Source organism: Streptoalloteichus tenebrarius (assembly GCF_024171885.1).
In the GTDB taxonomy this organism is placed as follows: domain Bacteria; phylum Actinomycetota; class Actinomycetes; order Mycobacteriales; family Pseudonocardiaceae; genus Streptoalloteichus; species Streptoalloteichus tenebrarius.
The window spans coordinates 229,407-242,278 of the sequence record NZ_JAMTCP010000005.1 but is presented as its reverse complement, the minus strand read 5'-3'; the positions used below and the strand labels follow the sequence as shown (position 1 = coordinate 242,278).

Annotated in this window: 11 protein-coding genes; 3 read left to right on the top strand and 8 right to left on the bottom strand. The window is 72.9% G+C overall.

Features of this window, described 5'->3' with window-relative positions; translation table 11 throughout:
* Position 1: 1 nt before the first annotated feature.
* Positions 2-187, bottom strand: coding sequence for a hypothetical protein (locus LX15_RS07860; protein ID WP_253668826.1), 186 nt, complete (start codon positions 185-187; stop codon positions 2-4).
* A 144-nt stretch (positions 188-331) separates the two neighbouring features.
* Between LX15_RS07860 and LX15_RS07855 the strand changes: the two genes are divergently transcribed.
* On the top strand, positions 332-529 hold the full coding sequence (locus LX15_RS07855) for a hypothetical protein (RefSeq protein ID WP_253668825.1): 198 nt from the start codon (positions 332-334) through the stop codon (positions 527-529).
* 828 nt (positions 530-1,357) lie between these two features.
* Here LX15_RS07855 and LX15_RS07850 read toward each other — a convergent pair.
* Positions 1,358-2,218 (bottom strand): SIR2 family NAD-dependent protein deacylase, encoded by an 861-nt coding sequence (locus LX15_RS07850; protein WP_253668824.1) that lies wholly within the window; start codon positions 2,216-2,218, stop codon positions 1,358-1,360.
* Positions 2,219-2,323: 105 nt separating this feature from the next.
* Complete coding sequence (locus tag LX15_RS07845; protein ID WP_253668823.1) at positions 2,324-3,157, bottom strand: methyltransferase domain-containing protein; 834 nt, start codon at positions 3,155-3,157, stop codon at positions 2,324-2,326.
* Between the two features lie 275 nt (positions 3,158-3,432).
* Between LX15_RS07845 and acnA the strand changes: the two genes are divergently transcribed.
* The gene (gene acnA, locus LX15_RS07840) at positions 3,433-6,186 is read left to right on the top strand and encodes an aconitate hydratase AcnA (protein WP_253668822.1); all 2,754 of its coding nucleotides are present in this window, start codon (positions 3,433-3,435) and stop codon (positions 6,184-6,186) included.
* Positions 6,187-6,284: 98 nt separating this feature from the next.
* Here acnA and LX15_RS07835 read toward each other — a convergent pair whose 3' ends face one another.
* The 5 genes from LX15_RS07835 to LX15_RS07815 form a co-directional block, all read right to left on the bottom strand.
* Positions 6,285-6,752, bottom strand: coding sequence for a nitroreductase family deazaflavin-dependent oxidoreductase (locus tag LX15_RS07835; RefSeq protein ID WP_253668821.1), 468 nt, complete (start codon positions 6,750-6,752; stop codon positions 6,285-6,287).
* A gap of 761 nt (positions 6,753-7,513) precedes the next feature.
* The gene (gene egtD, locus LX15_RS07830) at positions 7,514-8,485 is read right to left on the bottom strand and encodes an L-histidine N(alpha)-methyltransferase (protein ID WP_253668820.1); all 972 of its coding nucleotides are present in this window, start codon (positions 8,483-8,485) and stop codon (positions 7,514-7,516) included.
* Positions 8,485-9,261: an ergothioneine biosynthesis protein EgtC gene (gene egtC / locus LX15_RS07825; protein WP_253668819.1), complete on the bottom strand. Its 777-nt coding sequence runs from the start codon at positions 9,259-9,261 to the stop codon at positions 8,485-8,487. The genes egtD and egtC overlap by 1 nt, the downstream gene beginning before the upstream one ends.
* A gap of 6 nt (positions 9,262-9,267) precedes the next feature.
* Positions 9,268-10,617: an ergothioneine biosynthesis protein EgtB gene (gene egtB / locus LX15_RS07820; protein WP_253668818.1), complete on the bottom strand. Its 1,350-nt coding sequence runs from the start codon at positions 10,615-10,617 to the stop codon at positions 9,268-9,270.
* Positions 10,614-11,873, bottom strand: a complete 1,260-nt coding sequence (locus LX15_RS07815; RefSeq protein ID WP_253668817.1) for a glutamate-cysteine ligase family protein — start codon at positions 11,871-11,873, stop codon at positions 10,614-10,616. The genes egtB and LX15_RS07815 overlap by 4 nt, the downstream gene beginning before the upstream one ends.
* Positions 11,874-12,128: 255 nt before the next feature.
* Here LX15_RS07815 and LX15_RS07810 point away from each other — a divergent pair, with 255 nt between their 5' ends.
* Positions 12,129-12,734 carry a TetR/AcrR family transcriptional regulator gene (locus LX15_RS07810; protein WP_253668816.1) on the top strand — a complete coding sequence of 202 codons (606 nt, stop codon included), beginning with the start codon at positions 12,129-12,131 and terminating at the stop codon, positions 12,732-12,734.
* Positions 12,735-12,872: the final 138 nt, after the last annotated feature.

Here is a 12,872-nt window from a genome sequence, read left to right as displayed (position 1 = left end):
GCTACTTCCTTGGTGCGAGGTGGTGGTGGTTGGTCAGGACCTTGGTGATCGCCGTCGTGTAGGCGTCCGCCAGTTGATCATCGTCATGGGGGATGCGGATCTTGAGCGTGTTGCGGTACAGGCGCTCGGCGACGGGAAACTGGCCGGGCTGGTAGTGGGGCCACTCGCTCGGCAGGTGTTCCAGCAACTTCCTGGGCTTCTCAAAAGGTGATCGTTCAACGGTCTCGTCGTGCCGGCCGGTCGATCTCCTGACACCCCTCGGCCAGCAGCGCCTCGTGGACGTGACCGATCGGGAGATCGTCGAGGTCCTCGGACCGAGAGATCAACGGGAGTGCGTACCACGACGCCGCCAAGCGACGGCGACCAGCTCGACCCGGCCGAGCTGCCCGCCGCGCTGCGCCGGCCCGCCGACGGCGACCGGCACACGGCCTTCGACGAGCGCGTCGACGGGGACCTGGGGCCGAGCGCGTGGGCCGCCCGGCGCGTCGGCGGGCCGGACAGCCCGGTCCTCGCCGGCGGGTCAACATGAGTCAGGAACCCGGACGGGCTCCGCCGGCCCGACCTGAGCATGGTGGTGGCCCCAACTGGTCGCGCTCGCGGCGGCCGAGGGGTTCGAGGGCGCGTGCCGGGGTGGGGCTCTGGGGCATCCGCTGGGAACCCCTGCGGAACCCGTGCGGCGCCCTGGAAACCCATGGGAACCCCGTAGTGTCCACCACCGAGCTGTCAAGGATGTGCCGGTTCACCGGGTCGGGGCGGGGTTTGTCCACAGGTGCCCGGGTTATCCACAGGCTGGGGCTGACCGGTGGTTCGGGTGATCGCCGCTGGGTAGGCTGGAGCAGGGCTCGCCCCCCAGGGCGGGTGGGGGCTGTCCTTCGGTGATCGTGATCCTGCTCCGGCGGGGGTGTGGCTCGGGCCCACCCGGTGTCGGGGCCGGTGTCTCCCGCGGCAGGGCGGGATGTTCTGGGGCTGATGTTCGGGGTGGTGTCAAGCCGGTCCTCCTGTCGGGCGATGGGTTTGTCCACAGGCGACGGAGTTGTCCACAGCGGACTGGTGTGACCCTCGGGTACGGGGTGTTCGCCGGTAGGCTGGAGCAGGGCTCGCCCCCAGGGCGGGTGGGGGCTGAGCAGGGGCGGGGAACCGGGAAGGGCCGGGAGTGGACCGCCCCCGTGACCTCCCTGATGCACTGATGCGCGGCGGCACGGCCTCGGAACTCGTGCGCGGTCGTCCCGGCAGAGCGGCTTCCAGCCCGGGGCCGTTCAGTCGGGAGAGCCGCGCTTCCAGTCAGGCCGGGTCATGCAGCCGGGGCGAGGCGCTTCCGCCACGGGCGGGCGGTCCCCAGCGTCCCCAGCGCGGAGGGTCACTCCCAGGTGGAGGGGTCACCCCAGGTGACGACCCTGGCCGGCGGGCCGGCCACGACCGGGACCGCGACCAGCTCGGGCAGGGCGACGGCGACCGGCGAGCGCAGCACGGCGGCGGCGAAGCAGTCGTAGGGGGTCCGCTCCGCGTTGCAGATGACGACCGAGGCCCCGGCCTTCGCCGCGAGCCCGACCAGGCCGGCGGCCGGCTGTACCGTCAGGGACGTGCCGGCGGCCAGCAACAGGTCGCAGTCCAGCGCCGCCTCCTGCGCCCGGCGCAGCACCTCCGGGTCCAGCGCCTGCCCGAACGAGACGGTCGTCGACTTGAGGATGCCGTAGCAGCCCTCGCAGTGCGGGTCGTCCTCGCCGGCGGCGACCCGGCGCAACGCGTCGGCCATGGTCCCGCGCGCCCCGCAGGTCGTGCACACCGTGCCGAACAGCGAGCCGTGCAGCTCCACCACCAGCTCGGGGCTGGAGCCGGCGCGCTGGTGCAGCTCGTCGATGTTCTGGGTGAGCAGCGCCCGCAGGCGTCCGCCGCGCTCCAGGTCGACCAGGGCGCGGTGCGCGGCGTTGGGCTCCGCCCGCCACGCCGGGTGCTCCGCGCGGTGCCGCCAGGCCAGGCGCCGGACCTCCCTGTCGGCCATGTACGCCTGGAGCGTGTACAGCCGCTGCGCCTCGGGATGGGTCGTCCACAGGCCCTGCGGCCCCCGGAAGTCGGGGATGCCCGAGTCGGTGGAGACGCCGGCTCCGGTGAGGACGGTGATCCGGCGGGCCGAGGCGAACAGCTCCCGCGCCCGCGCCCACTGGGCCGCCGCGTCGTCGCACTCCCCCTGACCGAGGTGGGGACTGTCCTGAGCGGTCATCGCGCCCCTCCGCTCACGTCCGCCACCGGGTGCGGGTGCCTCGTCGAACCTCGCGCCACTCCCTCACGGTACGTCAGGCCGCCCGGCCGTCGACGCCCCGTGGCGCTACCCGCGGGTAGGGCTGCCGGGGGCGGCGCCGTCGACCGGACGGCGTCCCCACGACTGCACCACGCGGGGCCCGGTGACGATGCTGCGCGGGTCGTCCGCCACCTCGGTCATCTGGGCGAGCAGCGCGCGGACCTGCTCCTCGTCCAGCAGGCCGTCCTCGACCACCGCGGCGGAGATCGCCTCCATGGTCGTGCAGTGCACGTACTTGGGCACGCCCGCGAGGAACGCCGGGTGCGTGACGCGCAGGCCGATCTCGGCCAGGCCGGCGTCGCGCAGCAGGCCCGGCAGGGCGAAGCCGATCCTCGGGTTGGCTCCCCTGCTCGTGGCCAGGTCCCGGAAGAGGCGGTTGTACCGCTCGTAGGCCGGTGAGGGCGGATAGGTGAGGACGCCGTCGTGGTCGATGTCCTCGACCACGACCACGCCGCCGGGCACCGCCGCCCGCACCATCCTGCGGACCACGTCCGGCGGGTCGGGCAGGTGGCCGAGCAGGCACCGGGCGTAGACGACGTCGAACCCCTCCCTGTCCAGCTCGCGGGCGTCGCCGACGGCGAACTCGACGCAGCGGACGCCGCCAGCGACCGCGTCGGCCCGGGCCAGCTCCAGCACGGCGGGGTCGATGTCGATGCCGAGCGCGGTGCCGGACGGCGCGACCATGCGGGCCAGGTCGTTGGTGACGTGCCCTCCGCCGCAGCCGACGTCGAGGCAGTGCTGGCCGGACCGGACGCCGACGCGCCGCAGCAGCGCCAGCGTCTCCGGCCGCAGGAAGCCCGCGATGAGGTCGAGCCGGCGCTTGCCGACCGCTCCGCCGGGAAGGGCGTACCGCTCCGTCATCGATCGCTCCCGGTGGGGTGGGAGGGACGCTCACCCGCAGGGTAGGGCCGGCGGGGACCGGTCGCCGGACGATCGCCGCAGGTGGGGCCGTGACGCGAGGTGGATCACGGCGCGCGCCTCCCGACATCCGGGCGGGTCGCCTTGAACCCGAATACAGGACAAGCGTACTGTTTGGGGCGGGAGGGCGACCGGAGCGGACCCGGACGGCGTGCGCGAGACTCGCCCCGACAGCAAGTTCCCGAAACCTTGCAACCCGTCGCGAGATGGAGTTGGACGTGACTGCACCTGCGAGCCAGGACAGCTTCCGCGCCCGCGGCACGCTGCGGGTCGGCGACGCCTCCTACGAGGTGTTCCGGCTCAGCGCCGTCGAGGGCGCCGAGCGCCTGCCGTACAGCCTGAAGATCCTGCTGGAGAACCTGCTCCGCACCGAGGACGGCGCGAACATCACCGCCGACCACGTGCGCGCGCTGGCCGGCTGGGACCCCACCGCCGAGCCGAACACCGAGATCCAGTTCACCCCGGCGCGGGTGATCATGCAGGACTTCACCGGCGTCCCCTGCGTCGTCGACCTCGCCACCATGCGCGAGGCCGTGACCGAGCTGGGCGGCGACCCGTCGAAGGTCAACCCGCTCGCCCCCGCCGAGCTGGTCATCGACCACTCGGTGATCGCCGACATCTTCGGCCGGCCGGACGCCTTCGAGCGCAACGTCGACCTGGAGTACGAGCGCAACCGCGAGCGCTACCAGTTCCTGCGCTGGGGCCAGACCGCGTTCGACGAGTTCAAGGTCGTCCCGCCGGGCACCGGCATCGTGCACCAGGTCAACATCGAGCACCTGGCGCGCGTGGTGATGACCCGCAACGGCCAGGCCTACCCGGACACCCTGGTCGGCACCGACAGCCACACCACCATGGTCAACGGCCTCGGCGTGCTGGGCTGGGGCGTCGGCGGCATCGAGGCCGAGGCCGCCATGCTGGGCCAGCCGGTGAGCATGCTGATCCCGCGCGTGGTCGGCTTCAAGCTGCACGGCGAGCTGCCCGCCGGCGCCACCGCGACCGACCTGGTGCTGACGATCACCGAGATGCTGCGCAAGCACGGCGTGGTCGGCAAGTTCGTCGAGTTCTACGGCTCCGGCGTCTCGGCGGTGCCGCTGGCCAACCGGGCCACCATCGGCAACATGAGCCCGGAGTTCGGCTCGACCTGCGCGATCTTCCCGATCGACCAGGAGACCATCGAGTACCTGCGGTTCACCGGCCGCACCCCGGAGCAGCTCGCCCTGGTCGAGGCCTACGCCAAGGAGCAGGGCCTGTGGCACGACCCGGCCGCCGAGCCGGTCTACTCCGAGAACCTGGAGCTGGACCTGGCCACGGTGGTGCCCTCCATCGCCGGCCCGAAGCGCCCGCAGGACCGCATCGCGCTGTCCGAGGCCAAGGACAAGTTCCGCACGGCCGTGCGCGACTACGTCGCCGACGACGACGTGGACGAGGAGATCGCCGAGTCGTTCCCGGCCAGTGACGCCCCCGCGCACAACGCCGGCGCCAACGGCCGCCGCCCGCGCAAGAGCGTGCCGGTGACGCTGGAGGACGGCACCGAGACCGAGCTGGACCACGGGCACGTGGCCATCGCGGCGATCACCTCCTGCACCAACACCTCGAACCCGTCGGTGATGATCGGCGCCGCCCTGCTGGCCAAGAAGGCCGTGGAGCGCGGGCTGGAGCGCAAGCCGTGGGTGAAGACCACCCTGGCGCCGGGCTCGAAGGTGGTCATGGACTACTACGAGCGCGCCGGTCTGCTGCCGTACCTGGAGAAGCTGGGCTTCCACCTGGTCGGCTACGGCTGCACCACCTGCATCGGCAACTCCGGCCCGCTGCCGGAGGCGATCTCGAAGAAGGTCCAGGAGCACGACCTGGCCGTGGTGTCGGTGCTGTCCGGCAACCGCAACTTCGAGGGCCGGATCAACCCGGACGTCAAGATGAACTACCTGGCCAGCCCGCCGCTGGTGGTGGCGTACGCGCTGGCCGGCACGATGGACCTCGACCTGACCACCGAGCCGCTGGGCGTGGACTCGGAGGGGAAGCCGGTCTACCTCTCCGACATCTGGCCCTCGCCGCAGGAGGTCCAGGAGGTCATCACCTCGGCCATGTCCGCCGAGGCGTTCGCCGCCAGCTACTCCGACGTCTTCGCCGGCGACGAGCGGTGGCAGTCGCTGCCCACCCCGACCGGCAAGACCTTCGAGTGGGACCCCGAGTCCACCTACGTGCGCAAGCCCCCGTACTTCGAGGGCATGGGCATGGAGCCGGAGCCGGTGACCGACATCAGCGGCGCCAGGGTGCTGGCCCTGCTGGGCGACTCGGTGACCACCGACCACATCTCGCCGGCCGGCGCCATCAAGCCGGACTCGCCGGCGGGCCGGTACCTCCAGGAGCACGGCGTCGAGCGCCGCGACTTCAACTCCTACGGGTCCCGCCGCGGCAACCACGAGGTGATGATCCGGGGCACGTTCGCCAACATCCGGCTGCGGAACCTGCTGCTGGACAACGTCCAGGGCGGCTTCACCCGCAACTTCCTGGCCGGCGGCGAGCAGACCACGATCTACGACGCGGCCGTGGCCTACGCCGAGGCCGGCGTCCCGCTGGTCGTGCTGGCCGGCAAGGAGTACGGCTCGGGCTCGTCCCGCGACTGGGCGGCCAAGGGCACGCGCCTGCTGGGCGTGCGCGCCGTCATCGCCGAGTCCTACGAGCGCATCCACCGCTCGAACCTGATCGGCATGGGCGTGCTGCCGCTCCAGTTCCCGGCCGGCCAGACCGCGGCCTCGCTGGGTCTCGATGGCACGGAGACCTTCGACTTCGCCGGGATCACCGCCCTCAACGACGGCGAGACCCCGCGCACGGTCAAGGTCACCGCGCGCAAGGAGGACGGCTCGACCGTGGAGTTCGACGCGGTGGTCCGCATCGACACCCCCGGTGAGGCGGACTACTACCGCAACGGCGGCATCATGCAGTACGTGCTGCGGAAGATGCTGCGGAGCTGAACCACCGGTTCGCCGCGCGTGTGAAGGGGCCCCGTCCGTCGGACGGGGCCCCTTCCCTTCGCCCGCCCCGTTCCGCGACCATCTCCGTCCACAGTGGGTCAGCGCGGGGTCAGCAGGAACACCCTGATCTGCCGGCCGGCCTTGGCGGCGTAGGTGTCATACACCGGCCACCGTTCCGTGATCACCCGCCATGCCTCGGCGCGCTCGTCCCCGGTCAGCAGCGTCGCCCGCACCGGCACGGTCCCGCCGCCCACGGTGATCTCCGCCTCGGGGTGCGCCAGCAGGTTCGCCGACCACCCGGGGTGGTTCCGCAGGCCGTAGTGGGACCCGATCACCAGGTGCCCGCCCCGGTAGGGCACGTGCAGCAGGGCGACCTGCCGGGGCTGCCCGCTGCGCCGTCCCCTCGTGGTCAGCAACAACGTCGGCACCCCGAGCAGGGCGAGCGGACGCACCCGGCCGGCGGTGCGGCGTTGCACGGCCATGTCGAACGGGCCGAGAACCCGGCCGAACCAACTGCTCCACGGCTGGCGCTGGACCCAGTGGAACGCCTGTTGTAACACGGTCATGTCCCCATCCTCGCCGCGACCGCGCCCCGGCGGCAGGGCGAACCGGGCGCTTCCCCGCCAGCGGCACCCGATCGGCGGCTGGGGATGAAGCGCGGCGAGAGGGCGACCAGACCGACCCGTTCACAGGCCGACCCGTTCAGACCGACCCGTCCACACCGCCCTGTCCTCATGGACTCGACCGACCCACGAACCCGGTCCGAGCGGGTCAGCCCAGCGCCCCACGACCTGACCTGCCCGCGCCGACCGGACCAACCCACCTCCCGCCGGCCCACGGACTCAACCCAACCCACCGAAGCGGACCCGACCAACCGAGCGAACCACGAGCCCGTGACCCGACCAGACCACGAACCACACCGATCTGCGACCCACGATCAGACGACGACAGCAGGCCAACGACTCGACCAGACCACGAACCACCCTGATCCCGCGAAGCAGAAGCCGCGACCCGACCAGATCACGGGCCTGAGCGATCAACAACGCACGGCCTGGCAATGCGGCAGCCCAGTGAGCCGACCAGTCCACGGACCCGACCGACCTGAGGACCTGGCCGACCCAAGGACTTGGCCGACCCACGACCGACGAGCCACCGACTCACGACCCGAACAGCGCGAACCCGACCGACCCGCGAACCCGCCAGCGCCAACCCGGCGGGCCGACCAGTCCACGCACCCGGTTGACCCACGACTCGACCGGCACACGAAAGCCGACCGGACCGGTGGACTGGCCGACGTCGGCGCCGGCCCCCGCGCCTCCGGGATCTCCTACACGGCCTCGGCCAGGGAGAGGCCGAAGCGGACGTGGTCGTCCGTCCACAGTCGACGGAGCGCGAACCCGGCCGCGGCCAGCTCGTCGGCCACGCGCTCCGGGCGGAACTTCGCCGACACCTCCGTCCTGAGGTCCTCCCCCGCGCCGAAGGAGACCACCATGTCGAGGGCGGCGACGTGGACCCGCATGTCCCGCAGGGCGCGCAGCCGCATCTCGATCCACTCCTGCTCGGCGTTCCACAGGGCGACGTGGTCGAAGCCGGTCACGTCGAAGGTCGCCCCCAACTCCCGGTTGAGCACGAGCAGGACGTTGCGGTTGAACTCCGCCGTCACGCCCTCGGCGTCGTCGTAGGCCCGCACCAGCGCGGCGGGGTCCTTCACGAGGTCGGTGCCCAGCAACAGGAACTCCCCGTGCCGCAGCACGTGCCGCAGCTCCTTGAGGAACCAGGCCCGTTCCTCGGGCAGCAGGTTGCCGATCGTGCCGCCGAGGAAGGCCACCAGCCGCCGCGCGCCGTCGGACGGGATGGCCAGCCGCTCGGTGAAGTCGGCGACGATGCCGTGCACCACCAGGCCGGGGTAGTCGGCCGCCACGGCGGCGGTGGCGGCGCGCAGCGCGGGCTCGGACACGTCGAGCGGCACGAAGCGGCGCAACGAGCCGTGGCCGACCAGCGCGTCCAGCAGCAGGCGCGTCTTCTCCGAGGAGCCCGACCCCAGCTCGACCAGCTCCTGCGCGGCGGTCAGCGCGGCGATGTCGCCGGCCCGCGCGGCCAGCACCGCGCGCTCCGCCCTGGTCGGGTAGTACTCGGGCAGCGCGGTGATCCGGTCGAACAGGGCGCTGCCGCGCGCGTCGTAGAACCACTTGGGGGACAACCACTTCGGCGCGTCGGTGAGGCCGGCGCGCACGTCGGAGCGCAGCGCGGTCGCCGCGTCCCGTTCGGTGAAACGCACTTCCAGCACGGGCTCGGACATCAGGCTCCCGCGGGGATCGGCACGCCCCACCGGGGGGCGAGCGGGTGAACCTCCACACCGGACCGGTCGGCGAGGACGAGGTGGTGGTCGGGCACCGGGAGCCAGGCCGGGTCGTCGTCCCACGGCTCCGAGCTGACCGCCACGGCGTCCTCCCCCGACCGCCACCACAGCGAGTGGGTCCAGGTCGTGGCCACGACGACCTCCCCGTCGGTCAGCAGGAGGTTCAGCCGGGCGCCGGGCACCTCCTCCGCGACGGTCAGCACGAGGCTCGCCACCGCGTCGCCCAGCTCGGTGCCCTTGCGCAGCTCGCGCCGCAGCAGCAGCCACAGCAACGCGGAGTCCATCGGGGCGTCCATGGTCAGCAGGTCGGTCACCGGGAGCTGCTCGGCGAACCGGGCCATCGAGTCCGGCCAGCCCCGGATCGCGCCGTTGTGCGCGAACAGCCATCCGTCGTCGGAGAACGGGGCGCAGGCCGTGGCGACGAGCGGCATGCCCACGGTGGCCGAGCGCACCGAGGCCAGCACCGCCCCCGACCGGGTCACCGACGCCATCTCGGCGAAGCCGACGTCCGTCCATATCGGACTCGTGGTGCGGTGGCGCACGGGCGCGGCTCCGGGGGCGGGGTACCAGCCCACGCCGAACCCGTCCGCGTTGACCACGCCTCCGCCCCGCGAGTCCCGTGGCGCCCACGACTGCCGCAGCAGCGAGTGCGGTGGGCGCAGCAGCAGCTCGGCCAGGGACCGCGGCGGCCCCAGGTACGCCAGGTGCCGGCACATCGGCGGCTACCCCAGCTCGTCCCGGCGCGCGTCGCGCGCGCAGCGGAAGCCGCAGAAGATCTGGCGTCGGATCGGCAGGTCCCAGTTGCGGAACGTGCCCCGGCAGGCCAGCGGGTCGGTGCCGAAGGACCCGCCGCGCAGGACCTTGTACCGGTCGCCGAAGAACACCTCGGAGTACTCGCGGTAGGGGAACGCCACGAACCCCGGGTACCCGTGGAAGTCGGTGCTGGTCCACTCCCAGACGTCGCCGACGAGCTGCCGCGCGCCGCAGGGCGCGGCCCCCGACGGGAAACTGCCGGCCGGCGCGGGTCGGAGGTGCCGCTGGCCGAGGTTGGCGTGCTCGGGGCGGGGGTCCTCGTCGCCCCACGGGTACCGCAGGGACCGGTTGGTGGCGGGGTCGAACCGCGCCGCCTTCTCCCACTCCGCCTCGGTGGGCAGCCGCCGGCCCGCCCACCGCGCGTACGCCTCGGCCTCGAAGTAGCAGACGTGGAGCACGGGCTCGTCCGGTGGCACCGGCTCGACCCTGCCGAAGCGGGTGCGCCACCAGCTCCCGTCGGTGTCGCGTTCCCAGAACTGGGGCGCGGTCAGCCCCGCCCTGTTCCGGTGGTCCCACCCGCGCGCGCTCCACCAGCGGGGGTCGTCGTAGCCGCCGGACTCGACGAACGCCAGGTAGTCCGCGTTGGTGACGGGCAGCGTGTCGATGGCGAAGGTCGGCACGTCCACGACGTGCGCGGGGCGTTCGTTGTCCAGCGCCCAGGGCTCGGTGGAGGTCCCCATGGTGAACGGCCCGCCGGGTACCACCACCTCGCGGGGCAGTCGAGCGGCGTCGGCGGGTGCGGGCGGCGGGGGCGCGTCGGACAGCACGGGAGGACCGGCCCTGAGCTGGTGGGTGGCGAGCATGGTCTCGTCGTGCTGCTGCTCGTGCTGGAGGATCATGCCGAAGGCGAAGGCGGCGTCGACCAGCGGCCGGCCGCGCAGCGGGACCCGGTCCAGGACGTCGAGCACCTTGTCCCTGACCTCGCGCACGTAGGACCGCGCCTCGGTGGGGTCGAGCAGCGGCAGGCTCGGCCGGTCCTTCCTGGGGTGTCGGAACGCGTCGTACAGCTCGTCGATGTCGCACCGCACGGGCTCGCGGCCGCCGACGTCGCGGACCAGCCACAGCTCCTCCTGGTTGCCCACGTGCGCGAGGTCCCAGACCAGCGGGGACATCAGCGGCGAGTGCTGGCGGACCAGGTCGGCGTCGTCGACCGAGTCGGTGAGGGTGGCGCTGCGCGCCCGCGTCCGCGCGAGTTCGGCGGCCACGTGGGCGCGCAACCGTTCGCTCGGCATCTCCTCCGGGTTCGTCTCCGGTCTCATCGACGCGGTCCTCCCGTCCGCCCGGCGCCGGCCCCGCCGGGCGGGCGCAGCCTGGTACGCAACGTGTCCAGCACGGAGCCCGCCATGCCGCCCGGCAGGTCGAGTCGGGGCACCGTGTCGCTCAGCAGGTCGAACAGCTCGGCGGCGACGCGGGCGAGCACCGGGTCGCGCAGGCCCTCGCGCGCGGCGTGGACCCACCGCGCCGACGAGGGCGCGGCCACGTCCAGCACTGTGTCCACAGTGGACTCGTCAGCGAACAGCGAGGCCATGGCCACCAGCGGCGGCACCCAGTCGTCGCCCGGCTGGGTGTCGAGGTACCGCACCTCCAGGTACCCGCGCGGCCGCACCGGGGGGAACATCGTGCTCATGTGGTAGGTCAGGTCCTCCAGCGTCGGGGCGGGGGCGAACGCGCCGGCGATCCAGTCGGCGAAGCTCACCCCCGGCGGGGCGTCCCACAGCCCGTTGGCCCTGCGCACGCACACCAGCGGGGTCTGGAGCACGCGCCGCGCCCACGCCCTCGCCGGGTCGCCGTTGACCACGGCGGGCCGGGTGCGGGGCGGGTCGGTGCCGAACAGCGCGGCCATCCGGGAGGACTCCCACCCCGTGGGCTCGCCCGCGTGCACCGGGGAGTTCGCGAAGGCGGCCGACAGCACCGGCCCCAGCGCGTGGACCGCCGCCCACCGGGGCGCGACGCGGTGCGCCTCCCCCGCGTCGAGGCAGACCTGGATGCCGGCGGTGCTGCACATCATGGTGTTGCCCTCGGGGCCGATCCGGTCGAACGCGCGCTGCATCGCCTCGTAACGCGGGATCTGGAGCAGCCGGCGCGGCGGGCGGTGGGCGTCGATGCCGTGCGACCCGAGCGTCAGGCCCGCGCCGGCGAGCAGGTCGACGAGCTGCGCGGCGTCGGCGAGGGTCGCCGTCACGAGATCGGCGACCGAAGGGTGCGGCGCGCTGGAGATCTCGACCTGGCCCCCGGGTTCGACGGTCACCGTCCCGCCGTGGTCCAGCGGTCGGTGCGGCCCGTCGGGCACGAGGGCGGGCGGGGCGTAGGGACCGAGCGCGGCCGCGAGCCAGGGCGCCTCAAGGGGGCGGCGGGGGTCGTCGCGGTGGTGCACGACCCACTCCAGCTCGACGCCAACCAGGCGGGGCGGCCCCGGCGTGAAGGACGTCGCGGCCACGTGGGCCTCGGCCTCGGCGCGGGACCGCAGCAGTCGGGGCGCACGGTCGGCGTCATCAGCGATGCGGAGCGCAGTCACAGCGCCACCCCCTGTAATCGCCTGGCGTTGAAGCTACACAACCCGGGGTTCTTTCGCACCCATCGGTGATGAGCGACAGGGGTTGTAGGGTCGTTCGTTCGCTACCAGCATCGGCTTCCTTCTCCGATCCCGCAGATCGAGCGACACACCCACAGGGGGTGCGTTCCCGGAAAGCCGGCGCGGGGAACTGAGACGAGAAGCCCAAGACGTACGTACGGATTGCGTCGGCATCCCCGGACTGACACGATCGTCGGCGTGCCCAGGGTGAGTCAGGACCACCTCGACGCGCGTCGTCGCCAGATTCTCGACGGCGCACGGTCCTGTTTCGCGCGCTTCGGCTACGAGGGTGCCACGGTGCGCCGGCTGGAGGAGGCGACCGGGCTCTCCCGTGGGGCGATCTTCCACCACTTCCGGGACAAGGAGACGTTGTTCCTCGCGCTGGCCGAGGACGACGCGCGCCGGATGGCCGACGTGGTGGCCGAGCAGGGACTGGTCCAGGTGATGCGGAACCTGCTCGCCGAGCGGGTCGACACCGTGGGCGAGCACCCGGCCGAGTGGCTGGGCACGCGCCTGGAGGTCTCCCGGCGCCTGCGCACCGACCCGGACTTCCGCGCCCGCTGGGCCCAGCGCTCCGAGCAGCTCACCGCCGCCACGCACGCCCGTCTGCAACGGCAGCGCGAGGCGGGCAAGCTGCGCGACGACGTCGACGTCACCGTGCTGACCGCGTTCCTGGAGCTGGTGCTGGAGGGCCTGGTGTCCCACCTGGCCATGGGGCTGCCCGCCGACGACCTGGAGCCGGTGCTGGACCTGGTCGAGGAGAGCGTGCGGCGGCACCGCAGGACCGGCGCCGTCCACGACTGAGCGACGGCGGCGCGAGGCGTCCTGCCAGCCCCCAGTCACCTTCTAGGGACGACGGCCGCTCACCCGGGCAGGGCTCGTCGTCACGGGGGGTGCCGGCCATCGATGCCCGACCTGGGTGACCACCCGCGACAAACGAAC

Coding starts and splice junctions, on each gene's coding strand:
- LX15_RS07850 (WP_253668824.1), bottom strand. CDS start 2,218: ATGACCGCTCAGGACAGTCCCCACCTCGGTCAGGGGGAGTGCGACGAC.
- LX15_RS07845 (WP_253668823.1), bottom strand. CDS start 3,157: ATGACGGAGCGGTACGCCCTTCCCGGCGGAGCGGTCGGCAAGCGCCGG.
- LX15_RS07835 (WP_253668821.1), bottom strand. CDS start 6,752: ATGACCGTGTTACAACAGGCGTTCCACTGGGTCCAGCGCCAGCCGTGG.
- egtD (WP_253668820.1), bottom strand. CDS start 8,485: ATGTCCGAGCCCGTGCTGGAAGTGCGTTTCACCGAACGGGACGCGGCG.
- egtC (WP_253668819.1), bottom strand. CDS start 9,261: ATGTGCCGGCACCTGGCGTACCTGGGGCCGCCGCGGTCCCTGGCCGAG.
- egtB (WP_253668818.1), bottom strand. CDS start 10,617: ATGAGACCGGAGACGAACCCGGAGGAGATGCCGAGCGAACGGTTGCGC.